This window comes from Mucilaginibacter galii (genome assembly GCF_014635825.1).
Taxonomy (GTDB): domain Bacteria; phylum Bacteroidota; class Bacteroidia; order Sphingobacteriales; family Sphingobacteriaceae; genus Mucilaginibacter; species Mucilaginibacter galii.
Window position 1 is genome coordinate 1 of the sequence record NZ_BMDO01000004.1, and the last position, 22,221, is coordinate 22,221.

Genomic DNA, 22,221 nt, shown 5'->3' on the forward strand with positions numbered 1-22,221 from the left:
TTCGGGGTGGTCAATTTGGCCCGGAATGCCTGGTCAGTTTGCCCCGGAATGGGGTGGTCAATTTGACGCGGAATCAATGGTCACATTCCGCCGGAATCAGGTGGTCAATATCAGCGGTATATCCAAGTTTGCAGCTTTTTTCTTAAAGCCCCCATGTCCTCACCGACTTTAATATCCAATATCCGTGCATAATGTTGCGTTGTTTTAATATTTGTATGCCCCAGCATTTTAGATACGCTTTCAATGGGTACGCCATTCAATAAAGTAACTGTGGTAGCGAAAGTATGTCTTGCAATGTGAAAGGTTAGATCTTTGGTGATTCCACACAAATCAGCGATCTCTTTCAGATAAGCGTTCATTTTTTGATTAGTCAAAATAGGGAGCAGCCTGTCTTCTAATTCACGTTGCGGATGATCACGGTACTTTTCGATAACACTTAGTGCATATGGCAAAAGCGGAATACGCGATGGGGTATCGGTTTTTTGACGGCTTGTAAATATCCACTGTTCACCATCATGGCCTGAGACAATTTCCGAGCGTCTGAGTTTTTGAACATCAACGTAAGCTAATCCGGTGTAGCAGCTAAACAAAAAGATATCTCTTACAAGATCTAACCGTGCGCTAACGAAAGTTTTCTTAGCCATAACCTCCAATTCTTCCCTCGAAAGGAATGGGCGATCGACTTTTTTTATTCTTATCTTAAAATTAAGAAAAGGATTTATGGTTATCCAGCCGCTAGCAATGCAAATGCGAACGATCTTTCCAAAGTTCTTGATGTACTTTAATGCCGAATTGTTGTTGCACTTACGTACTGAACGAAGATAGAACTCAAATTCACTTAAAAACCGGTGGTCAATTTGTTTGACTCGGATATCGTTTATCTTATATTTCCATTGCATGAAGTCTACCACGTGCCTGAGCGTAGTTTCATATCTGGTAACTGTGGCCGGCGCAAATTCCTGATTAATCAATGCCGCAACCTTGCGGTTATGTTCCCGAAATACGTCAACCAGCATAATTGGTTTTTCTGCTTTTCCCTAGAAACGATTTTTGATTTTTTCAGCAGTGAGTTCTTCCCCACAATCTTTTAAATAACGGATGGTGTCGTTGACCTTTAACTCCACCGCATTTAGCGCAGAGTTTAATTTAGTGACAACCTCCGATTTTCCCCTGGCTCTTTCTTCACTTGGGTCCCAGAGCTTTGGCTGAATTTTTTCACCCGTTGCCAATTCAGTCCGTTTACCATCGCAGGTGATCCGGACATAAACCGGAATCTTTTCTTGAATTACATTCGTTCTCTTTTTTAAGTAAAAGAGAACAGCTACATTGTTTGTCATAAAAAAGCTGTTAAAAAGTTAAACAAATTTACCTTTACAGCATAACCCAAACAAGATGTTTACTCTATAAATATCTTGATTATCAAATAGTTATAACAAACCCGGTGAGCACCACTCAGCAAAACTGCTGCTAACCTAAATGCTCACTAAAATGGGCATTCAACGGTCACTAAACGGCACCAAACTAAAACAAAAAACCCCTCATACGTTGCGTATGAGGGGTTTTAGTGCTTATTGATACTGTGGTTGTGGAGCCGGAGGGATTCGAACCCTCGTCCAAACATGGTATAAGGTAAGCTTTCTACATGCTTAGCTCTGTTAAATTGTTAGGAAGGGGAAGGTCAGTAGCTCACCTATACCTTCTTCCTTAGGTGCTTTATCTTACCTGCTTATCACACCGCTAAGCTGGCCAGTTTCATCTTTCGATGCCCCATATACCGATCCGATGAACGGAAAACCGGCGGGACAAAAGCTATGCTAATTCTAAATTAGGCAGCTAAGGCGTAGTTGTTTTCGCCATTTGAAAGTTTGAGCGTTCAGATTATAGCGCTAATTCACCCAACGCGCTGCATGCTTACTTACTTATCTCCATCCTGTCAATTCCGGTCGACCCCATGTTAATAAAGGTAATCTTAAATTGCAGTAGCAGTCAAGTAGCTGCAAATGTACAAAATTTGAGCCAAATTGTAATAGTTGAGCAAGCTTTACCCTAGTCTCAATGGAAAACGCAGCGTCGATCGACAGCAAAAGAACCACTAAAAATTGTTAATGGCTTTTTTTATAATGAATTAGCTGCCGTTAATTAATTGCTTTTTTACTGAGGTATTAACGTATTTGCCTTGTCAATTAAAATCTGTTTGGTTAATTTAAGCATGGCTTCTAAGTTTTAGCCCACGAATTTTGTGACAAATACTGATCTACTTCGATTAGCCATGCCTGTTTGGCAGTGGTTTTAAGGGTAAGCTATTTTTCTGCTGCCGCTATAAAGTCTTCGGTCGTATTGCCAATAGGTACTAAATCTGGAAGTTTTATAGGGCCCATCCTTAACTATCCTGTTACAGTACTTGTTTATTGATGGTTAGGTGATGATTTTATTACTTTAGCCACTCAATTATAAACTAACATACAATATGCTTATTCTAAATTAAGCGATTTGTGTGTTAAGCTAAATACTATGTACGATACTCAAAACGGTAACCCATGCTTAAAGCGGGGGTAGAACGTGAATTACTGAATAAATTTAAACGTGTAACTATGATGAAAAATAAATGGTTTTTCTTGTTGATAGGCGTACTCATGGTAAGCCTGACCTTACCTCAACAACGGAAAATAAGAGTGTACATGGTGGGCGATTCTACCATGGCCAATAAGGCGGCTAATAAGTTTCCGGAAACCGGCTGGGGGCAAGTGTTTAACGAGTACTTTAATAGCAGCGTCACTATCTTTAACCACGCCCAAAATGGGAGGAGTACCAAAAGCTTCATTAACGAAAAACGCTGGCAGGTTGTGCTCGACAGTTTAAAACAAGGCGATTATGTGTTTATTGAATTTGGCCATAATGATGAAAAGGTAGAGAAACCGGCCGTGGGGACAACACTCGATGAATTTCGTACTAATCTCATCAAATATGTAAGCGAAGCTCGTGCTAAAAAAGCCATTCCAGTACTATTAACGCCGGTAGAACGCCGTAGCTTTAAAGATGGACAACTGGCCGACTCGCATGGCAAATACCCGGATGTAATTAGAGAGGTAGCTAAAGAATACAAGGTTCCGTTTATTGATATGCAACTTAAAAGCCGTGCTACATTGGTGAGTGTAGGTGAAGGACCATCGGCCAAACTTTTTTTACAAGGCGATTCGGGCGTGTTGGCTAACTACCCAAAAGGTGTAAAAGACAATACTCACTTTAATCAGGATGGAGCTAAAACAATGGCCGGGTTGGCGGCACAAGGTGTTAAAGAGCTTAATTTACCTTTGGCTAAATATTTAAAATAAATTTTTATTCTCATCCTAAATCATAGTGCGAAAAGTTAAGTTTACCCTTGGTAACTTAACTTTTGTGCTTTTTGGGAGGGCGTGTAACCAGTAGGTTTGGGTAGTGCCTCGCATGATTAATAAACTGCCGCTTTCTAAAATTATAGAAGTAGCCTGCTTGGTTTGCTTACGCTTTAAAGCAAATTTGCGTGCTGCCCCAAAGCTTAACGAGGCAATGGTGGTATCTTTCCCTAAAGACTTTTCATCGTCGCTGTGCCAGGCCATACCTTCGCTACCGTCGTGGTATAAGTTTAGCAGGCACGAGTTATACGCAGTACTGGTGTGTTTTTCAACCAAGGCTTTCAGCGTTAACAATTCTTTGGTCCATGGTAGTGCTTGCCGGCTAATATTGGAGTAGCTGTAAGCATAATTACCATCGCCGTACCAGGCAACCTTGCGTTTGGTAATAATGTGTTTTCCAAAGATAACCGCCTCATCGTTTTTCCAGGCAATGTCTTTTAATAATACAGACAGATAGTTGCCGGCTTCATCAGGCGTTAAAATTAATCCATAGTAAACAACCTCACCATCATAAGGAAGTATGTTATGCTTAATGTCTGTATTAAAAAGATCCATCATGTTGATATTGATTATGGGCGATTAATTGCTGCTTTCCAAGTTTTGTATTTTTGTGGCAGGCAATGGCCACATGGGCGGAACCCGGCGGTTAAAGCTTCTTCTTCGTTGTTGAAAAATACGCGATGTTGCTGTTTCATTCGTTTGCCAGCTGCGCAACTGAGCATCCCGTATATGCGGCCTTTATAATAACCGGCTAAAGTGATTTCTTCTGCTTGAATAAGGTTAAATAGGCGTCGCTGCTGTGCAAATGGGGTTTCACCAAGACTTGTATGAAAAAGCATGGTTAAAGTGCTTCCGCCAAGGCCTTCGAGGCTTCCCAGCCTATCATCGCGTTCTTTCGCAAACTTCCCCAGTGGTACTGCCCAATTTCGCCCGTTGAACGAATAACGCGGTGGCAGGGGATAAGGAAAGCAACCGGGTTATCGCCCACGGCAGTACCCACTGCGCGGCAGGCATTAGGGTTATTTAGGCTGCCCGCAAGGCGTCCATAAGTTGTAAGTCCTCCCATCGGTACTTTAAGTAGCGTTTCCCAAACTTTTAATTGAAAGGCTGTGCCTTTTAAATGAAGTTTAATTTCGTTAAGCCTGCTCCAGTCCTGGGTGAAAATATATAAGGCATCTTGTTGCAACTGATCCGTTAGGTGCTGATAGGTAGCATTGGGGAAACGGCTTTGCAGTTTTCCCAGCGCTATTTCTTCGCTATCATCGGCAAAAGCCATATAGCAAACACCTTTATATGTTGAGGCTACCAGTAAAGTGCCGAAAGGTGTTTGAACAAAGTTGTAGTTGATCTGCAATTGTTCGCCGCCGTTTTTATACTCACCCGGTGTCATGCCCTCAATTTTTATAAAAAGGTCGTGCAGGCGGCCGGTACCCGAAAGCCCGGTTTCCATAGCGGTATCAAATAAGGTGACTTGCTTATCCTTTAAAATAGATTTTGCATGTTCAATGCTTAAATACTGCAAAAATTGCTTTGGTGTAACACCGGCCCAATCTTTAAACATCCGCTGAAAGTGAAACGGACTAACGTTTACGTGTGCAGCCGCTTCTTCCAAACCGGGCTGACGTTTGTAATTGAGCTTTAAAAACTCAATGGCATCGGCTACCCTTCTATAATCTAACTCGTATTGCGTTTCCATCGCTTTGGTTTTGATACACAAAAGTACCGGGCTAAGATAAGTTATGAAACCCGAATCTTGCGATGTTACTTAAGTAAGCGTTCGTGATAATGATTTAAAACTGATAAACACCTGTCAAAATATGATTAACATTGTGCTCAAAATCAAACTCCCCTTTAGGGGGGATAGGGGACTTATATGTTTACCGGAATTATAGAAACTTTAGGCAAGGTAGCCGAATTAAAACAAGAACAGGGAAACCTGCATATAACCGTTGAATCTGATATTTCAGCCGAGCTGAAGATAGATCAATCAGTAGCTCATAACGGCGTTTGCTTAACCGTGGTTGGCCTCAATAATAATCAGCACACCGTTACCGCTATTGAAGAAACGCTGAATAAAACCAGCGTAGGGCACTTAAAAGTTGGCGACCTGGTAAACCTGGAGCGTTGCATGCAAATGAATGCCCGCTTAGATGGTCACATTGTACAAGGCCACGTAGACCAAACCGCCACCTGTACCGCATACAAGGAGCTTGACGGCAGCTGGGAGTATACCTTTACTTACGATGCTACCAAAGGTAATGTAACGGTCGAAAAAGGGTCGATCTGTATCAACGGCATTAGCTTAACTGTAGTCAATTCTACCGACAACGGCTTTTCGGTAGCTATAATCCCTTACACTTACGAGCACACCAACTTGCAGCATGTGCGCGAAGGTTCTGTAGTAAACCTGGAATTTGATATTATTGGTAAGTATGTTGCCCGTTTAATGCAACGCTAATGCTGCTTGTTGGTTAAAATTTCAACGCGGCTTTTGGTATAATTTACCAGGGCTTGCTGACTAACCGGCGGATTAGTTGAAAGGTACTTTTTAAAGTACTTTACTGCTTGTGCTTTGTTTTTCAGCTTTTCATCGTACAGTATTGCTAATGAGTATAGTATCATAGGGCTTTCATCAAACTGTAAGCCTTTTTGATAAGCAATTAACGCCTTTTTTGTCAGATTTACTTGTTGATAGCTGCGCGCCATTTCGCCATAATAGGTAGCAATAGATGGCGATAAACCCTCTTTGATAGCCAGCTCAAAATAACTGACTGCCTTATCATATTTCTTGAGGTTTTCGTAGCACATGCCCATATAGTAATAAGACGATTCGGTTTGCTCTATTCTGCGTAAATTGGCCAACACCTCAAGGCAGCAGACGTAGTTTTTTAATCCATAATATGCTTGCGCCAGTTTAAACGCAGTAAGGTAGGTACCATCGCCCAATTGCAGTAATTGCAAACCTGTTTTAACCGTTTCGGGCCATTTCTTTTGGCGATGAGTAAGCCTAAGTAGGCTTTGTAATAGTGTAACATTTTGGGTGTCAGCTTTAACGGCTTTATTCAAGACATTTTCGGCCGGCACAAACTGTTTCTTATCCACATACCAGTTGCTCAAGTCCGATGCTACGTCGGGGTCTTCGGGGTTTACCCGGTTGCCTCTGGTGAGATAGTTGATGTAGTTGGTTGTATCGCCTGTACGTAGGGCTATGTAAGAAAGCTGGGTTAGTACAAAGAAGTTAGCAGTATCTACAGCAATTATGCGCGCATAGTAAGCACCGGCTTTAACCAGATTGCCACGACGCAAGTTAATGCCTGCCAAGCTATTGAGAACATTAGTCTTGGTGCTGTCAATTGCGAAGAGGCGTTGATAGTAGCCCTCGGCGTCTACAAGTTTGCCCGCCAGTTGGGAAGTATAAGCCAGATTGCGCAAAGCAATAGGGTCGGTTATAGGTTCTTTATAAATACTTTTAAGGTAAGCTGCCGCTTCAAGATAGCGCTGGGCTTGGTAAAACTCAAGCAATGTGGCATCATTAGCGGTTTGTGCATTAGAGTTTTTGACACAAGTTGTGCTTAAAAATACGGTGAAAGCAAAGAGTAATATGTAGGTTTTCATAGTCAGTCAATGTTTAACTAAGTTATTAGTTAAATGTATTCATGCAAACTTTTTTTTAAAAAAATACTTGTAAGGGTATATAAAGAAAGAGACCTATGGATAAGATCAGAAAATTTGAACTCATGGAAAAGATTGTTCACGAGTTAGAAGACTTGAAGAACAGCCAGCAAGCTATTATACAAAAGATAGGAAAAATTGAGGTAGACAATATAGACCTTGGCGATAAACGCCTTGAGAAGGACCTGCCAGACATGCACCAGCGTGTGGCCGATAACCTTGACACTATCGCTTCTATCCTGGAAGACTTTGCCAACCAAACCAGCGACTATGAAGGCAAGAACAACATTCAAGCCTTAAAAGAGCAGGAAGAAATTGACAACCTTAAATAACAAAAAAGCCCTCCAATCGGGGGGCTTTTTTGTTGATATAAATACGTTAAAGTTCTAATAAATTACATTTTATTAGATTATTCTACACTTTTCCCTTTCATGGCTGTGCCTATGGCCTGGTCCATCACGCGCTCGGCGTAAGGGCGGGTCAGGTTGTTAAGGTCGTCCACTTTTTTAAGGATAAGATCCTTATCGCCGCTGGTTAGAACCTCTTTCAAGGCTTGCACATATTGATGAGTTTCGGCCACTTCGGCTACAGATAAAAGCGCACCGTGTTTTTCAACGAAGCGCTCGGCTTGATAAACCATTTGCTCGCCTTCAGTACGGGCTTCAATTGCCATGCGCTGTTGAACATCGTCCTGGGCGTGGGTAATGCTATCCATCAGCATTTGCTCTACCTGGTCGTCGGTAATGCCGTAGGCAGGTTTTACTTCTACTTCCTGTTTGGTGCCCGATCTAAGTTCAATGGCCTGTACGGTTAAAATTCCGTCGGCGTTTAGTAAAAAGTTAATATCTACTTTAGGGAAACCCGCCGGCATGGCAGGGATGCCTTTCAAATCAAATTCGGCAAGTTTGCGGTTTTCTTTCACCAGGTCTCGTTCGCCCTGATAAACCGAGATCTTCATGTTCACCTGCCCGTCAATAGAGGTGGTATATTGTCTGCCTGCTTTGGTGGGTATTTTAGAGTTACGCGGAATGATCACATCCATTAAACCGCCCATGGTTTCGATACCAAGCGATAGGGGGGTAACATCCAGCAATAAAATATCTGTCCGGTTACCGGCTAATATATCGGCTTGTATGGCAGCACCCAAGGCCACTACCTCATCTGGGTTTACCTCGTTATGCACCGGGCGTCCAAAGAACTCGGCCACTTTGCTTTTTACTAAAGCTGTGCGGGTAGAGCCGCCCACCATAATTACCTCGTCAATATCGGCAATGGTTAAATCGGCATCTTTTAGTGCATTACTGCAAGCAGTTATGGTTTGCTGAACTTTTGGGGTAATGAGTTCTTCAAAAGTGTTGCGGTCAATGGTGCACCATATGTCGCCAATTTTTTCGTTGAACAAGCTTTGGTGGGTGAACGCTTTTTTGGCTTCTTCGGCCTTTAAGCGCAGTTGCTGGGTTAGCTCGCGGTTTTGCGTAAGTTCTGCCTGGTTTAAGCCGTTCTTTTCAATCCAGTATTCTAAAATAGCGCGGTCAAAATCGTCACCGCCTAAAAAGGTATCGCCGTTGGTAGAAAGTACCTCGAAGATGCCGTTCTGAATTTGCAGGATAGAGACATCAAATGTACCGCCGCCTAAATCATACACGGCAACAGTTTTGGTTTCTTCAGGGTTTAAGCCAATGCCGTAAGCTAAGCTGGCTGCGGTAGGTTCGTTTACAATGCGCAATACATCCAGTCCGGCAAGCTTACCGGCATCGCGGGTAGCCTGGCGCTGCGAATCGTTAAAGTATGCAGGTACGGTAATTACCGCACGGGTAACCGGTGTTTTTAGTGCATGCTCGGCGCGGTCTTTCAGTTCTTTCAAAATGAGGCCCGATAGTTCGATGGGGGTATAAAAGCGGTCGCCCACTTTAACTTTAACCAGGCTTTCGGTATTATCATCAATTACCTTGTATGAGAAAAAATCCTGGTAATTTTGAATATCATTATAAGAGCGACCCAGCAAACGTTTTACCGAAAATATGGTGTTTTGAGGGTCGGTAATTAAGTAGTTTTTAGCTTCGTTACCCACGGTAATACCGCCGGCAGTATCAAAATGCACTACTGAGGGCACCAGCACGCCCTTGCCGGTATCGTTAATTACCTTAGGCGTTTTGTCAGGATCAATAAAGGCAACCAGTGAGTTAGTGGTTCCCAAATCGATGCCTACAATAATATCTTCTTTCTGAATAGAACCTGTAGCCAGGTTAATAGAAACTTTAGCCATAATACTTGCTTAACAAGCGGCAAATGTAGGTAGTTTTAAGCTAAGGCATGTCATACTTGTGTGAATTGAGTATCCCCTCCCCAGCCCTCCCCGGGAGGGAAGGAGCTAAAAATCCAAATTCCTCCCTCCCCGGGGGAGGATTTAGGAGGGGCTATTGCTATGACTCAATTGATATATTTAATAATTTTCAAAATGCTTTTCCTATTTTTAAACTAATTTCATCCTGATGTTTAAACCTGTTTTCCGTCTCCTGCTTGCTGCTCTGCTTTCATCAAGTGCATTCGTAGCTAAGGCCCAGCAGTTTGGAGGCAACCCGTCCGCCATTAAATGGAACCAGGTGAACACGCCTGCTGCCCGTATCATTTTTCCGGTTGGCTTAGATTCTGCCGGTTACCGGGTGGCCAGTATCATACAGCAGATCAATAACCGAATTAAACCTACCATAGGTTATAAGCAAAAGCAAATTAATGTAGTGCTGCAAAATCAGTTGATTACTACGAATGGTTATGTGGGTTTGGCACCTTTTCGGAGCGAATTTTACCTGATACCGGCTCAAAATAGTTTTTCGTTAGGCAGTTTATCCATAGCCGATCAGCTGGCTATTCACGAGTTTAGGCATGTGCAGCAGTACAACAATTCGGATGTTGGGCTTACGCGCTTTTTGCACGTTTTGTTTGGCGAAGGCGGACAGCAACTGGCTTACGGCTTAGCGGTACCCAACTGGTTTGCCGAGGGCGATGCCGTTTTTAACGAAACGTTGCTAACCGACCAGGGCAGGGGACGATTGCCTTACTTTTTTAACGGCTACCGCAGTCTTTGGGCAGCCGGTAAAAATTATAGCTGGATGAAGTTGCGTAACGGATCGTACGTTGATTACGTGCCCGACTGGTACCCTTTGGGTTATATGCTGGTTGCCTATGGCCGCGATACTTATGGTAACGACGTTTGGAAGAAGATCAACAATAGGGCAGCCTCTTACCAATCGTTCATCTATCCGTTCCAAAATGCGGTTAAAACTTACACCGGGAAAGATTACGCCACTTTCCGTACGTCGGCACTCAACTATTTTAAAAAGCAGCTGATCACTCGGCAACTTGAGCAGGGTGCTCAAAAATATAAAACCAATCAGCACTTTATAGCTAACCAGGAGTTCCCGGCTTATGTTGACGATGAAACCATTATCTACCGCAAATCGTCCTACAAACAACGGCCGGCTTTCATCATGAGAAAAGGAAATACCGAGCGGCGCATACGGTTGAGCGATTTTACGGTGGATGGCTATTTTACCTACAATAACGGCGAAATAGTTTACGCCTCGCGCCGTCCTGACTTGCGCTGGGGTTACCGCGAGTTTAATGAAATTAAGATCATCGATGTTAAAACCGGTGCTCAACGCAAGGTAACTACCAAAACCAAGTATTTTGCCCCGGCCTTTAATGCCAATAATAGCCGCATTGTAGCGGTAGATGCGCAGCCCTCGGGCAAGTATGCACTGCACGTGCTTAACGCTGCCGATGGTAAATTGATCAGTAGTATACCTAACCCTCAAAACCTGTATTATACCTATCCAAAATTTTATACCGAAAACCAGATCGTGGCCGCCATTCGTAAAGGTGATGGCAAAATGTCGGTTGCGCTTATTGATGTAGCAACAGGGCAGGTAGACGACTTAAGCCCGGCAAGCATAGCACCCAAGGCATTCCCGGTAGTCAAAAACGACACCGTTTACTTTACCGGAACATCGGGCGTTAACGATAAGCTTTTTGCGGTGAGCGTTAAAGACAGGAAGCTTTTTGAGCTGCAAAGCGATTCATTGCAAAGCTACATTGGCAATTACCAGCCTGCAGTAAGCGCTAACAACGTAGCTTGGGTAAGCTTTAGCGCTTATGGCTATCAGTTACATGAGGTTGCCAAAGGCAGCTTAACCAAACAGGTCGTAACTGCGTTGCCACAGTTGCCAGATTTTAATATTGCATCACTACAAAGGGATTCATCAGCCAACTTGCTGTCTACCGTTAATACAGAAGTGTTACCGCTTAAAAAGTATCCGAAGTTTACGCGCCCGTTCAACTTTCATAGCCTAATTCCTTACTTCGATGACCCTGAGTATTCATTCTCGTTAGTGGGCGAGAACATATTGAACACTTTCCAAAGCGAGCTTTCCCTCACCTATAACCGCAACGAGGGGTATAAACAGTTTGGCTTTACGTCTACTTACGGGGCACTTTTCCCTTACCTGTTTGGCAGCGTAAATTATACGCTCGACAGGCGCGATTATGGTTTTGACCGCAACCGCAACCCGGTAGAAGTAAACTGGAACGAAACGCAGGTGCAGGCAGGTTTACAGGTGCCGCTCAACCTATCGCAAGGGCGTAATTATACCCGTTTTAACATTGTCAGCAGTATTAATTACAGCATTAACGATGTAAAGCAGGCGGCCTTTAAAAACGCGCTGCCCAACAATACTTATCTTAATAATTCTATTACTTTTAGTAACCAGATTGCTGCCCCGGTGCAGCACATATACCCGCACCTGGCGCAAAACATTACGCTAACTTACCGCAACACCATTAACAGCCTCAACGCACACCAGCTTTTGGCTTCGGGCACCTTTTATTTCCCAGGACTGTTTACCAACCATAGCTTGGTGTTTAATATAGCCCACCAGCGCCGCGACCGCAATTATAGTATCTTCTCTAATCAGCTTCCTTTTTCAAGGGGATACACGTCCGATAACTTATACCGTTTGTATAAAGCCGGGGCTAATTATCATTTCCCCATTGCTTACCCCGATGCAGGCTTTGCCAACCTGGTGTACTTGTTAAGGTTACGGGGCAATATTTTTTACGATTATACGCACGGTACTGATTTTTACACCAACGGAACCAACTTTAAAGCAGATTTCAGATCGGCAGGAGCGGAGCTGTTTTTTGATACCCAATGGTTCAACGAAAGCCGGATAACCTTTGGTTTAAGATATACTTATTTGCTGGACAGGGATATTTTTGGCGGGGCAGGCAGTAACCGCTTTACCCTGATACTGCCGCTGAATATATTTTAAGTGCTGCATCACTGATCCTCATTTAAAATAACAAAGGCTTCTGGAAGTATTCTTTTTTAACAGAAGTACTTAAACTTTAATATTGTTGTATGAAAGAAAAGACATTACACGACTTAACCAAAGAAGAAATAGGTCAGCTATTTCCTGTTGAAATCAGTACGTATAGTGAAAAGTGGCCTTACTTGTTTGAACAGGAAAAAATACTGATCAATAATGCACTTGAACCGGGCCTGTTTTCCCGGATAGAGCATTTTGGAAGCACATCGGTACCAGGCCTCTCTGCCAAAAACATCATTGATATTTTAATGGAGGTAGATTTTGACGAACCTCAGAACCAGAAACTCATTGATCAGATGAAGGCTTTGGGTTATGAGTTTTACTGGCAGAGTGAAGACAGTCACCGTCACATGATATTTGTTAAAGGCTACAACATCTCAAGCCCTGAAGATCAAATCTATCATATACATGCCGGTCCTCAAAACCATCCCATATGGGACAGGGTTCTTTTTAGGGATTATCTTATCGCGCATCCGCAAACTGCACAAGAGTACGTGCAATTGAAACTAAAACTGTCTGAAATTTTCAAACACGATAGAGTTGCTTATCGTGTTGCTAAAACGGATTTTGTTGAAGCAATTACAAAAAGAGCTAAACAGCAATTGTTGTAGTATTTGTTATTGCGTAAAAAATCAGGCAAAACTTTTAAAAGATACTTGTCAGTCTGAGCTTGTCGAAGACTCGCCGCTTGGTTAAGTCTTCGACAGGGTCAGACTGACAGGTGTACATCAATATCCAAGTATCTTACTACGAAAGGATTGCATAAAGCCTCGCAATAATGTTTTGAATTTTTAATCAGTTTGTTGCTCGTTGGCTTTAAGGATGATACTTTTTACGCGTTCTTCGTCCGATTCGTCGCGGTCGTACTCGTCCGAAAAACTGCCGCCCACTATAATATGATCGTTGTGAAATTGCATGTTGCTTTTACGGCGTACACGTGCCGAAGAGTGTATTTCGGTTGCTCCGGTGAAATGAACAATGTCGGCGGCGTTATACTCGCTAATGCCTCCGCCCGGCATAATGGAAATGCGCCCGGCCGCCCTTTGTATTAATTGTGCAATTTTACTGGCCCCTTCAATGGCTGTAGTTTTGCCACCCGAGGTGAGTATACAATCAAAACCCAGTTCTATGATCTCATCAAGGGCCTGGAACATATCGGCACACAAATCGAAAGCGCGGTGAAAGGTAGTTTTTAAGCCGTTTTGTTTGGCCAGTTGCACCAGTTCGGCACAGCGGGTTTTATCAATGGTTCCGTCGGCGTTAAGTACGCCGGTAACTATTGCGGCACAGCCGAGTTTGCCGCACATTTCGAGGTCGGACTTAATTACTTCAAATTCTAGATCGGTATATAAGAAATCGCCCGGACGGGGTCTTAATAGAACATGAACCGGGATGGTTAGGTATTTTAGGGTGGCAGATATTTGTCCGTAAGACGGTGTGGTACCACCTTCGTGCAAATTGTCACATAATTCAACTCTATGTGCGCCTCCATTTTGCGCAGCGATGGCCGATTGTGCAGAATTTGCACAAACTTCGAGCAATATATTCATGATAAGCAGGTACTGGACCTATATAAAATTGGTGCGTTTTACTTAAGTCGCTAACTTTTAGCCGAATATAGGTAAAAAAACTGCTACAAATTAACTTTTCAGTAAAAACTCTTACTACCTATTTAACGGCTCTGCGCTTGTATTGTTGCAAACCACCAAACTAAAGGCCTTTTTGAATGCCATAAGACAGTACTTATCTTCTTTAAAAGATCAACGGACTTTTCAACATAATTAACTTGCTTGGTTATGCATGTTTTTAGACAAACAAGGCCGCGAAGTAACCATTAACGGTTAAATGCGAGCCTTTGGCCTTTTATGGTTTCGTTAAAATTACCATTACTGTAAGCTAAATGGCCTGATACTACGGTGTGTACTATGCTTGCGGGAAAAGTAGTGCCATCGAACGGACTCCAGCCGCATTTATACAAGGCATTGTCGGGAGTGGCCTGCCATGGCTGGTTCAAATTAACCAGTACCATATCGGCCCAGTAACCTTCGCATATAAAACCGCGCTTCTCTATCTGGAAACAGGTGGCCACGTTGTGGGCAGTTTTTTGGGCTATTTGCTCAAGTGTCATCTTACCTTGCTGATGCAGTGCCAATAAGGCGGGCAAAGCATGCTGTACCAGCGGACCACCGGATGGCGCCTGCAGGTAGGGCTGGTCTTTTTCGGCCATGGTGTGCGGGGCATGGTCGGTAGCAATAACATCAATACGGCCGTCTAACACAGCCTGTAAAATGCCGTCGCGGTCGGCCTTGGTTTTAACGGCCGGGTTCCATTTAATGAGGTTGCCTTTGGTGGTGTAATCTTCCTCGCTAAACCACAGGTGATGCACACAGGCTTCGGCCGTGATCTTTTTATCCTGAAGCGGGATGGTATTGTTGAACAACTCCGTTTCTTTAGCGGTAGAAATATGCAGGATGTGGAGCCTTGCGCCGTGCTGCTTAGCCAACTGCACCGCCATAGACGACGACAGGTAACAAGCCTCGGTGCTGCGTATTTTAGGGTGATAATCTATGGTAATATCATTGCCTAATTGCTCTTTGTAATAAGCCAGGTTTTTTTGAATGGTATGCTCGTCTTCGCAATGCGTAGCGATCAACATAGGCGAGCGGCTAAACAAGTTCTCTAAAGTGCGCGGATTATCCACGAGCATGTTACCGGTTGATGATCCCATAAAAACCTTTACGCCGCAAACATTGTAAATATCGGTTTCGAGTACTTCTTCCAAATTATCATTAGATGCACCCATATAAAAGGAGTAGTTAGCCAGCGATCGGCGCGCTGCAACGTCATACTTGTCCTGCAATAATTGCTGGGTTAACGTATTGGGCACGGTGTTGGGCATCTCCATAAAAGAAGTAATACCACCTGCCACAGCAGCCCGGGCCTCGGTATAAATTTCGGCCTTATGGGTTAAGCCAGGCTCACGAAAATGCACCTGATCATCAATGCAACCCGGCAGCAGGTGCAAGCCTTCGGCGTTAATTTCCTGGTCGGCCATAGTGTCTATTTGAGCGTCAATGCGTTCTATTAAACCATTGCTTACCAATATATCGGCTACAAACTGCCGGCCTTCGTTAACTATAGTAGCTGCTTTGATGAGGATAGATGCCATGCCGGTAAAGGTAATAATTACAAAGAAAAGTTACGCTTTGCACTGCCGGTGTTTTGTATTAGCTGATAACTAATGAATTTTACTGCCTGTGTCATAAGGTGCAGGCAAACTTCCCAACTTCTTAAAAATCCGTATCTTTGCATACTATGGGTGTATCTTTTGATGAATTTAATTTAAACCGGCAAATACTGAACGCTATAGCCGATGCCGGTTATACCGAAGCTACGCCTATACAGGAAAAAGCTATTCCGCCAATTATTAACGGGCAGGATGTAATGGGTATAGCCCAAACAGGCACAGGTAAAACCGCCGCCTATGTGCTGCCTATATTAAGAAAGCTTAACTACGCGCAAGGTAATACCGCACGTGCGCTCATATTAGCGCCAACACGTGAGTTGGCCATGCAAATTGAGGAAAACATCAAGAGCTTTGCCGTTAATACCGATTTGCGTACCGTTATTTTATACGGCGGCTTAGGCCCTAAAACACAAATTGAAAGCCTGAACAAGGGTACCGATATTATTGTAGCCTCTCCCGGTCGCTTTTTAGATTTGTACATTGCAGGCCATATCAACACCAAAACGTTACAGATTTTGGTACTGGATGAAGCCGACAAAATGATGGATATGGGCTTTATGCCGCAGATCAACCGCATTTTGGAGGTGGTTCCTCGCAAGCGCCAAAATATGTTGTTTTCGGCTACCATGAGCGATAAGGTACAGGAACTGGCCGGTAATTTCTTAAAATTTCCAACGGTTATTGAGGTTACACCACAGGCCACACCGGCGCAAACGGTTAACCAGGTGTTGTACCATGTGCCTAATATCAGAACTAAGATCAATGTACTTAAAAAGCTGCTGGACAGGGACGAAGAGATAACCAAACTCATGGTATTTTGTAAAACCCGTGCCGCTGCCGAGGATGTATATAAGTTTTTGCTGCGCAAGTATGATGATAAGCGTGTAAAAGTCCTGCATGCCAACAAAGGGCAAAACACACGTATCAACGCCATCAATGCCTTTAAGAACGACGAGATCAAGATACTGGTAGCTACTGATGTGGCTTCGCGGGGTATTGATGTGAGCGATGTAAGCCACGTAATTAACTTCGACGTACCTATTGTATATGAAGATTATGTGCACCGTATAGGTCGTACAGGTAGGGCGCTGCAATCGGGCGAGGCGGTTACGTTCTGCAACCCGGCCGAAGAGTATTACATGGGTAAAATTCAAAAGCTCATTCGCCAAACGGTTACGCTTTTGCCAATACCTGATGAAGTGTTTGTAGAAGAAACTCCCTACGAAGAAAAGCAAAGTCAGGCCCGCGAAATTGATATGCAGATGCGTAAGGAAGACCCCGATTTTAAAGGTGCTTTCCACGAAAAGAAAGAACGTAAAGAACGCGTTGCCAAATTAAGTCACAAGCAGGAGCTTTCTAAAAAGCACGGTAAACCTAAAACCACCCGCGGAAAAGCACTCCGCAAACGATAGAAATGAAATTCAGAATTACTCCGTTAAATATTGCTACCGCATTACTAATTGTACTGGCCTTTGTAACCTGGTTTTTTAAACCGGTAAGCGTAACCGGCAGTGAATTAAAGCAGTGGACGGGAACCATAGGCATCATATTTATTGTTTTTGCCATATTCTCTTTTTTCCTGGATATGCTGTTTCGCAATTACTTTTTGCAAACTAAAATGCTGTGGTTGGTCGAGGTTGCTTTTATTATCCTCACCGCCGTTATTTATTTACTTGTCCGATAACAATATAAATACTTCAATGAAAAGAGCTGAAATAAAACTCATAGTCGATTTAGACGATAACAATATCCCGCAAAACATCACCTGGGAATCTACCGACTCAGCAAACAAGGATGCCGTGCCGGTAAAATCTTTTATGCTGGCCCTTTGGGATCATAACTATAAAAACACCATGCGTATCGATTTATGGACCAACGATATGCCGGTTGACGAAATGAAACGATTCTTTTTCGAAACCTTACAAACCATGGGCGACAGCTTTTTACGCGCCACTGGCGAAAAGAATATCGTAGAAGATCTGCGCGATTACTGCGCTCACTTTGCCGATAAAATGGATATTTCGCCAAAATAGGTGATACATAGATGTCATTGCGAGCGTAGCGTGGCTATCTCCGACGCCCGATAACTAAGCGTAAAGAGATTGCCACGTCGCTATCGCTCCTCGCAATGACATTTTATATTTATACAATCTGCCAATCAATCGGCGCTTTACCCTCTTTGGCCAGTATCTCGTTCGTCTTCGAAAAATGATGACAGCCAAAAAAACCGCTATCAGCAGAGTAGGGGGATGGGTGAGCCGCTTTCAGAATATGATGTTTACCGGCATCTATGAGCTCGGCTTTAGCCTGTGCAAATTTGCCCCATAACAAAAACACAATGCCTTCTTTTTCTTCAGATATTTTGCGGATCACGGTATCGGTAAATATCTCCCAGCCTTTTTTCTGATGTGAGCCGGGTTTGCCCGCTTCTACGGTTAAAGTAGCATTGAGCAGCAGCACGCCTTGATCGGCCCAGGGGGTAAGGTCGCCATGGGTGGGTACGGCAAAACCAGGAATATCGGTAGCCAGTTCTTTATAGATATTTTTTAAGGACGGCGGGACCGTAACTCCCTTTTGCACAGCGAAAGAAAGGCCAATAGCCTGGTTGGTGCCGTGGTAAGGGTCTTGCCCCAAAATAACCGCTTTTAGGTTAGTAAACGGCGTATGGTTAAAGGCGTTAAAGATGTCGGCTCCTTTAGGATAGACCTTGTGCCCTGCCTCTTTTTCTTCTTTTAAAAACTGCCTGAGTTTAAGCATGTAGTCTTTTTCAAACTCATCATGCAATACTTTTAGCCACGAGGCTTCTAAATCTACAGCCATATAAATATTTGTGCGGTTAATTGCTTAAACGTATAAATAAACGGATATTTGCACATTAATACAAAAGTACAAACGATGTCTAATATTGTTCGGTTAGTTATAGCCTGCGTGGTAATGGGAGCAGGCGTTGCCCTTTGCGTTTTTGGTTTGTGGGGATGGGGCATATTGGTGATTTTAATTGGCGCCCTGGTGTTGCTTACTTTCTTTTTTAATGAAAACATGCTGGTGGCCCAATACTTTCTCCGTAAAGAAAAACCTGAAGAGGCTGAGAAATGGTTGCTCAAGATCACCGATTATGAAAAACAGTTATTTAAAGCACAACATGGTTACTACAACCTATTAATTGGCTTGATCGAATCGCGCAAGGCACCTTTAAAATCTGAAAAATACTTCAAAAAAGCATTGCAATTAGGGATGACTATGTCGCACAATATTGCACTTGCCAAGTTAAGCCTGGCAGGTATATCTATGGCTAAACGCAACAAACGCGAAGCTCAACAATACTTATCAGAAGCCGCTAAAGAAGATAAAAACAAATTACTGGCCGACCAGATCAAGATGATGAAAGGCCAGATGGCGCAAATGGACAAACAACAGGTTCAGCGTGGAGGATATAGAAACTTTTAAGTATTCTTAAACACCTCATGTCATTTCGAGTGCTAACGAGAAATCCTGTTCAATTTTCAAGGTGAACAACCTGGCGTTTGAACAGGATCTCTCACTATCGTTCGAGATGACATCTGTGGAAAGATTAATATAAAGCCAAAAGACCGGGATGATGATCATCCCGGTCTTTTATTTTTCGTCCAGATTACGTTCGAAGTAATCGGGCTCATAGTCGTCCCGGTTTTGATGAGAATGGAGGTGGCGTTCAGGGGTAGTGAAATCATCATCATGAGATGGATTCGAAAACTCGACCATCTTTAATAAAGAGCGTACAAAAGATACGTTGAACTTCGTACGATCCAGTTTGATCAAAAATTCACGATCTGTAATTTCGAGCGTTGAGTTCATATAATTCTGTTTTTCATAAAAGTATAATAGATATATAAACCGCAGGTTATATATACTTTAAGTTTTGGTTAACAGTATAAATAATTAACTGATAGGCCTTGGGTACGCGTTTAAGTGCCATAGTAAAGACACAATAACGGGACTCGCGTGTTATGATGTAATGGATAACAGTACTATCATCATCTTAGCCAGCAGCCGAAAAAATGGTAATACCAAGCAGTTTGTTACCGATACCTATGGCGTAATTACGCCAACCATTACCGATCTGTTAGATTATACTATCACCCCTTATCGTTATGATGAAACTTACCCTTACAACGACCAGTTTGAGCAGCTTATTGATGAGGTATTAAAGAATGATGTGCTGGTGCTGGCTACGCCGGTTTACTGGTACAGTATGAGCGGCCTGATGAAAGTGTTTTTTGATCGCCTTACCGATCTTACCGGCGTGCAGAAAGCAAAGGGTAAACAGCTGAAAGGAAAAATTATGAAAGTGCTGGCCACTGGTACAGACGAACGCCTGCCTGTGGGTTTTGAAGTACCGTTCCGCGAAACGGCCGATTACTTTGATATGGTTTATGAGGGCTGCCGTTACTGCTACGTAAAAGAAGAATTACCCCAATTTTAAACTATTGTAAATATTAATAACATACCCTAAGTTTGTTACTTATAAGCCAACTAATTAAACTTTGATGAACACGGTTAAAAAGCCAGATACTGTTCCCGATCTGTTACGTCATATTGTAGCTCACCTGCACCCCGACACACATCCTTTTCTAACACATAAAGTTAAAGATCAATGGGTTGATATTTCCTATCGCGAAGCCATAGAGAAGATAGATGCCATATCGGCGTGGTTTTTAGATTTGGGCATCCAAAAAGGTGACCGCCTGGGCCTGGTGATAGAGAACGGGCCCGATTACATTTATTTTGATCAGGCGCTGCAGCAAATTGGCGCAGTTAACGCCTCCATATATCCAACTCTTACCGAGGCCGAAACCGAATATATTATCAATGATTCGGGCATAAAAGCCATTTTAGTGGGTAACCCGTTTTTGTTTCGCAAAATAGTGAAGGTAGCTAACAGTTGCCCATCATTAGTGCGCATTATACCGGCTTTTGATGATTTTGAGAAGTATACCGAAAAGGTAAACCTTAATGCCGGCGTTATTGGCTTTAAAGAGCTGATAGAGGAGGGAATGAAAATTGTTGGTCAGTACAGCAACACGATCAACATAGCGCGCGAAGCTATTTTACCGTCAGATCTTTCGTGCTTAATTTACACCTCGGGCACCACGGGTACGCCTAAAGGTGTGATGCTGATGCACAGCAACTTTGTGCAAACAGTTTCGGCCGGGTTAGAGCAAATTTCTATTGTTGATAAAAACGATACGTTCCTATCGTTCTTGCCGCTGTCGCATGTGTTTGAACGTGCAGCAACCTATTATATGTGTATGGGAGGTGGCTGCCGCATTGCTTTTGCGCAAAGCTTAGAGCTGTTGGCCAAGAACATGATTGAGGTTAAACCTACCATCATGAACTGTGTGCCGCGTTTGCTCGAACGTATACACGACAAGGCCATGAAAAATGGTGCCGATGCAGGCGGCATGAAAACCAAGATATTTAACTGGGCTTTTGAAATTGGCAAGCAACGCCGCTTAACTATTGAAGCGGGTAAAAAGCCGGGCATCATTCTGCGTAATCAGCACAAACTGGCCGAAAAGCTGGTGTTCAGCAAGATCAAAGAAAAAACCGGCGGTCGTTTAAAGTTCCTCATTTCGGGTGGTGGTGCACTGCCTAAAAATGTGGGTGAGTTTTTTGGTAACGTAGGCATCCCTGTGTTGGAAGGTTATGGCCTTACCGAAACTACGGGCCCGGTTTGCGTAACTGAGTTTGACCGCCAGGTGTACGGCACCGCCGGACTGGTGTTGCCTGGTTCAGAAATTGCCATCCAAAATATTGAGACAGGTAAGATCTACACTATGCAAACGCATCACTCTATGGATCCTGAACTGATTTCGGAAGAAGGGGAGATCATCATCCGTGGTGTGGCGGTAATGAAGGGGTACTGGAATAAGCCAGAGGAAACAAAAACCGCCATTGATGCCGATGGTTGGTTCCACAGCGGTGATATTGGCCGTTTTTATAAAGGCTACCTGCAAATTACCGACAGGTTGAAGAACATGCTTATTAATGCTTACGGTAAAAACATTTATCCAACCCCGGTAGAGAACACCTACCTCAAAAGCCCTAAAATTGAGCAGATATTTTTAGTGGGCGACCGTCGTGAATATGTAACTGCCATCATTGTCCCGCCTAAAGAATTGTTGCAGGAAACTTTTGGTTTCGATGAAGCCTGGTTCCAGCAACCGGATGCCTTTGTGAACGATAAGCAAATAACCGATTGGATAAACCAGGATATCCGCAAGCTGAGTAACGAATTAGCCAAGTTTGAGCGCATCAAGAACTTCAAGGTAAAGCGGAACCCTTTCAGCATGGAAGAAGGCGAAATGACCGTGACTTTGAAAGCCAAACGTAAAGTTATAGAGAAAAAATACGCACAAGATATTGATGAAATGTACTTGCAGGAGGTTGACGCAGATTAAGTGCTTCTAAAGGGAAGTTGCAGTGAAACTTTAAATTGTTATGCTGAGCTTGTCGAAGCATTTGTCGCTTTGTTAAGTCTTCAATA

Annotated in this window: 22 protein-coding genes and 1 other RNA gene; 11 read left to right on the top strand and 12 right to left on the bottom strand. The window is 43.3% G+C overall.

All coding sequences use genetic code 11. The features are described from left to right. Positions 1–110: 110 nt before the first annotated feature. The 3 genes from IEV61_RS08490 to ssrA form a co-directional block, all read right to left on the bottom strand. Positions 111–1,016: a site-specific integrase gene (locus IEV61_RS08490; RefSeq protein ID WP_229747073.1), complete on the bottom strand. Its 906-nt coding sequence runs from the start codon at positions 1,014–1,016 to the stop codon at positions 111–113. A gap of 21 nt (positions 1,017–1,037) precedes the next feature. Beyond that, entirely contained in the window at positions 1,038–1,337 is a 300-nt protein-coding gene (locus IEV61_RS20575) for an Arm DNA-binding domain-containing protein (protein WP_229747074.1), read from the bottom strand. A gap of 246 nt (positions 1,338–1,583) precedes the next feature. Then, positions 1,584–1,951, bottom strand: a transfer-messenger RNA (tmRNA) gene (gene ssrA / locus IEV61_RS08495). A gap of 640 nt (positions 1,952–2,591) precedes the next feature. Here ssrA and IEV61_RS08500 point away from each other — a divergent pair. Then, positions 2,592–3,332, top strand: a complete 741-nt coding sequence (locus tag IEV61_RS08500) for a rhamnogalacturonan acetylesterase (RefSeq protein WP_229747075.1) — start codon at positions 2,592–2,594, stop codon at positions 3,330–3,332. A gap of 15 nt (positions 3,333–3,347) precedes the next feature. On the opposite strand, the gene IEV61_RS08505 is transcribed toward IEV61_RS08500, so the two are convergent. From IEV61_RS08505 to IEV61_RS08515, 3 genes are read right to left on the bottom strand one after another with little or no spacing between them, the layout of a single operon-like run. After that, entirely contained in the window at positions 3,348–3,950 is a 603-nt protein-coding gene (locus IEV61_RS08505) for an alpha-ketoglutarate-dependent dioxygenase AlkB family protein (protein ID WP_308472321.1), read from the bottom strand. Between the two features lie 11 nt (positions 3,951–3,961). Beyond that, the gene (locus tag IEV61_RS08510; RefSeq protein WP_188415644.1) at positions 3,962–4,231 is read right to left on the bottom strand and encodes an Ada metal-binding domain-containing protein; all 270 of its coding nucleotides are present in this window, start codon (positions 4,229–4,231) and stop codon (positions 3,962–3,964) included. A 2-nt stretch (positions 4,232–4,233) separates the two neighbouring features. Then, positions 4,234–5,088, bottom strand: a complete 855-nt coding sequence (locus IEV61_RS08515) for a methylated-DNA--[protein]-cysteine S-methyltransferase (protein WP_188415647.1) — start codon at positions 5,086–5,088, stop codon at positions 4,234–4,236. A gap of 177 nt (positions 5,089–5,265) precedes the next feature. Here IEV61_RS08515 and IEV61_RS08520 point away from each other — a divergent pair, with 177 nt between their 5' ends. After that, positions 5,266–5,850: a riboflavin synthase gene (locus IEV61_RS08520; RefSeq protein WP_188415649.1), complete on the top strand. Its 585-nt coding sequence runs from the start codon at positions 5,266–5,268 to the stop codon at positions 5,848–5,850. Here the strand turns inward: IEV61_RS08520 and IEV61_RS08525 are convergent. Continuing rightward, positions 5,847–7,007 carry a tetratricopeptide repeat protein gene (locus tag IEV61_RS08525; RefSeq protein WP_188415650.1) on the bottom strand — a complete coding sequence of 387 codons (1,161 nt, stop codon included), beginning with the start codon at positions 7,005–7,007 and terminating at the stop codon, positions 5,847–5,849. The two genes, IEV61_RS08520 and IEV61_RS08525, sit on opposite strands and share 4 nt — an antisense overlap. 95 nt (positions 7,008–7,102) lie before the next feature. On the opposite strand from IEV61_RS08525, the gene IEV61_RS08530 reads away from it, so the two are divergent. Beyond that, positions 7,103–7,396: a hypothetical protein gene (locus IEV61_RS08530; protein ID WP_188415651.1), complete on the top strand. Its 294-nt coding sequence runs from the start codon at positions 7,103–7,105 to the stop codon at positions 7,394–7,396. A 77-nt stretch (positions 7,397–7,473) separates the two neighbouring features. Here the strand turns inward: IEV61_RS08530 and hscA are convergent, their stop codons facing one another. After that, on the bottom strand, positions 7,474–9,330 hold the full coding sequence (gene hscA, locus IEV61_RS08535; protein ID WP_188415652.1) for a Fe-S protein assembly chaperone HscA: 1,857 nt from the start codon (positions 9,328–9,330) through the stop codon (positions 7,474–7,476). Positions 9,331–9,556: 226 nt separating this feature from the next. On the opposite strand from hscA, the gene IEV61_RS08540 reads away from it, so the two are divergent. After that, the gene (locus tag IEV61_RS08540; protein WP_188415653.1) at positions 9,557–12,391 is read left to right on the top strand and encodes a TolB-like translocation protein; all 2,835 of its coding nucleotides are present in this window, start codon (positions 9,557–9,559) and stop codon (positions 12,389–12,391) included. An 89-nt stretch (positions 12,392–12,480) separates the two neighbouring features. Beyond that, entirely contained in the window at positions 12,481–13,059 is a 579-nt protein-coding gene (locus IEV61_RS08545) for a GrpB family protein (RefSeq protein WP_188415654.1), read from the top strand. Positions 13,060–13,239: 180 nt separating this feature from the next. Here the strand turns inward: IEV61_RS08545 and IEV61_RS08550 are convergent, their stop codons facing one another. Together IEV61_RS08550 and IEV61_RS08555 are read right to left on the bottom strand one after the other, a co-directional pair. Then, positions 13,240–13,998: a copper homeostasis protein CutC gene (locus IEV61_RS08550; protein WP_188415655.1), complete on the bottom strand. Its 759-nt coding sequence runs from the start codon at positions 13,996–13,998 to the stop codon at positions 13,240–13,242. A 284-nt stretch (positions 13,999–14,282) separates the two neighbouring features. Next, positions 14,283–15,617 carry a dihydroorotase gene (locus tag IEV61_RS08555; RefSeq protein WP_188415657.1) on the bottom strand — a complete coding sequence of 445 codons (1,335 nt, stop codon included), beginning with the start codon at positions 15,615–15,617 and terminating at the stop codon, positions 14,283–14,285. 146 nt (positions 15,618–15,763) lie between these two features. Between IEV61_RS08555 and IEV61_RS08560 the strand changes: the two genes are divergently transcribed. Genes IEV61_RS08560 through gldC form a run of 3 tightly spaced genes read left to right on the top strand, consistent with a single transcriptional unit; the run spans position 15,764 to position 17,728 of the window. Continuing rightward, positions 15,764–17,107, top strand: a complete 1,344-nt coding sequence (locus IEV61_RS08560) for a DEAD/DEAH box helicase (RefSeq protein ID WP_188415658.1) — start codon at positions 15,764–15,766, stop codon at positions 17,105–17,107. Between the two features lie 2 nt (positions 17,108–17,109). Beyond that, positions 17,110–17,379 carry a hypothetical protein gene (locus IEV61_RS08565; RefSeq protein ID WP_188415659.1) on the top strand — a complete coding sequence of 90 codons (270 nt, stop codon included), beginning with the start codon at positions 17,110–17,112 and terminating at the stop codon, positions 17,377–17,379. A gap of 16 nt (positions 17,380–17,395) precedes the next feature. Continuing rightward, a complete protein-coding gene (gene gldC, locus IEV61_RS08570; RefSeq protein WP_188415660.1) occupies positions 17,396–17,728 on the top strand; it encodes a gliding motility protein GldC in 333 nt (110 codons plus the stop codon). 109 nt (positions 17,729–17,837) lie between these two features. Here the strand turns inward: gldC and ung are convergent, their stop codons facing one another. Next, the gene (gene ung, locus IEV61_RS08575; protein WP_188415661.1) at positions 17,838–18,515 is read right to left on the bottom strand and encodes a uracil-DNA glycosylase; all 678 of its coding nucleotides are present in this window, start codon (positions 18,513–18,515) and stop codon (positions 17,838–17,840) included. Positions 18,516–18,590: 75 nt separating this feature from the next. Between ung and IEV61_RS08580 the strand changes: the two genes are divergently transcribed. Continuing rightward, on the top strand, positions 18,591–19,142 hold the full coding sequence (locus IEV61_RS08580) for a tetratricopeptide repeat protein (RefSeq protein WP_188415662.1): 552 nt from the start codon (positions 18,591–18,593) through the stop codon (positions 19,140–19,142). Positions 19,143–19,310: 168 nt separating this feature from the next. Here the strand turns inward: IEV61_RS08580 and IEV61_RS20680 are convergent, their stop codons facing one another. Next, positions 19,311–19,436 (bottom strand): hypothetical protein, encoded by a 126-nt coding sequence (locus tag IEV61_RS20680; RefSeq protein ID WP_262890597.1) that lies wholly within the window; start codon positions 19,434–19,436, stop codon positions 19,311–19,313. 253 nt (positions 19,437–19,689) lie between these two features. On the opposite strand from IEV61_RS20680, the gene IEV61_RS08585 reads away from it, so the two are divergent. After that, positions 19,690–20,157, top strand: a complete 468-nt coding sequence (locus tag IEV61_RS08585; protein ID WP_188415664.1) for a flavodoxin family protein — start codon at positions 19,690–19,692, stop codon at positions 20,155–20,157. 64 nt (positions 20,158–20,221) lie between these two features. Then, complete coding sequence (locus IEV61_RS08590) at positions 20,222–22,135, top strand: AMP-dependent synthetase/ligase (protein WP_188415666.1); 1,914 nt, start codon at positions 20,222–20,224, stop codon at positions 22,133–22,135. Positions 22,136–22,221: the final 86 nt, after the last annotated feature.

Bases quoted from the DNA above. Each gene is read 5' to 3' on its own strand.
- IEV61_RS08580 (WP_188415662.1), top strand. From the start codon at position 18,591: ATGTCTAATATTGTTCGGTTAGTTATAGCCTGCGTGGTAATGGGAGCA.
- IEV61_RS08500 (WP_229747075.1), top strand. From the start codon at position 2,592: ATGATGAAAAATAAATGGTTTTTCTTGTTGATAGGCGTACTCATGGTA.
- IEV61_RS08520 (WP_188415649.1), top strand. From the start codon at position 5,266: ATGTTTACCGGAATTATAGAAACTTTAGGCAAGGTAGCCGAATTAAAA.
- IEV61_RS08540 (WP_188415653.1), top strand. From the start codon at position 9,557: ATGTTTAAACCTGTTTTCCGTCTCCTGCTTGCTGCTCTGCTTTCATCA.
- hscA (WP_188415652.1), bottom strand. From the start codon at position 9,330: ATGGCTAAAGTTTCTATTAACCTGGCTACAGGTTCTATTCAGAAAGAA.
- ung (WP_188415661.1), bottom strand. From the start codon at position 18,515: ATGGCTGTAGATTTAGAAGCCTCGTGGCTAAAAGTATTGCATGATGAG.
- IEV61_RS08565 (WP_188415659.1), top strand. From the start codon at position 17,110: ATGAAATTCAGAATTACTCCGTTAAATATTGCTACCGCATTACTAATT.
- IEV61_RS08530 (WP_188415651.1), top strand. From the start codon at position 7,103: ATGGATAAGATCAGAAAATTTGAACTCATGGAAAAGATTGTTCACGAG.
- IEV61_RS08550 (WP_188415655.1), bottom strand. From the start codon at position 13,998: ATGAATATATTGCTCGAAGTTTGTGCAAATTCTGCACAATCGGCCATC.
- gldC (WP_188415660.1), top strand. From the start codon at position 17,396: ATGAAAAGAGCTGAAATAAAACTCATAGTCGATTTAGACGATAACAAT.
- IEV61_RS08545 (WP_188415654.1), top strand. From the start codon at position 12,481: ATGAAAGAAAAGACATTACACGACTTAACCAAAGAAGAAATAGGTCAG.
- IEV61_RS08555 (WP_188415657.1), bottom strand. From the start codon at position 15,617: ATGGCATCTATCCTCATCAAAGCAGCTACTATAGTTAACGAAGGCCGG.
- IEV61_RS08490 (WP_229747073.1), bottom strand. From the start codon at position 1,016: ATGCTGGTTGACGTATTTCGGGAACATAACCGCAAGGTTGCGGCATTG.
- IEV61_RS08525 (WP_188415650.1), bottom strand. From the start codon at position 7,007: ATGAAAACCTACATATTACTCTTTGCTTTCACCGTATTTTTAAGCACA.
- IEV61_RS08585 (WP_188415664.1), top strand. From the start codon at position 19,690: ATGGATAACAGTACTATCATCATCTTAGCCAGCAGCCGAAAAAATGGT.
- IEV61_RS08515 (WP_188415647.1), bottom strand. From the start codon at position 5,088: ATGGAAACGCAATACGAGTTAGATTATAGAAGGGTAGCCGATGCCATT.
- IEV61_RS08560 (WP_188415658.1), top strand. From the start codon at position 15,764: ATGGGTGTATCTTTTGATGAATTTAATTTAAACCGGCAAATACTGAAC.
- IEV61_RS20575 (WP_229747074.1), bottom strand. From the start codon at position 1,337: ATGACAAACAATGTAGCTGTTCTCTTTTACTTAAAAAAGAGAACGAAT.
- IEV61_RS20680 (WP_262890597.1), bottom strand. From the start codon at position 19,436: ATGGTCGAGTTTTCGAATCCATCTCATGATGATGATTTCACTACCCCT.
- IEV61_RS08590 (WP_188415666.1), top strand. From the start codon at position 20,222: ATGAACACGGTTAAAAAGCCAGATACTGTTCCCGATCTGTTACGTCAT.
- IEV61_RS08505 (WP_308472321.1), bottom strand. From the start codon at position 3,950: ATGATGGATCTTTTTAATACAGACATTAAGCATAACATACTTCCTTAT.
- IEV61_RS08510 (WP_188415644.1), bottom strand. From the start codon at position 4,231: ATGCTTTTTCATACAAGTCTTGGTGAAACCCCATTTGCACAGCAGCGA.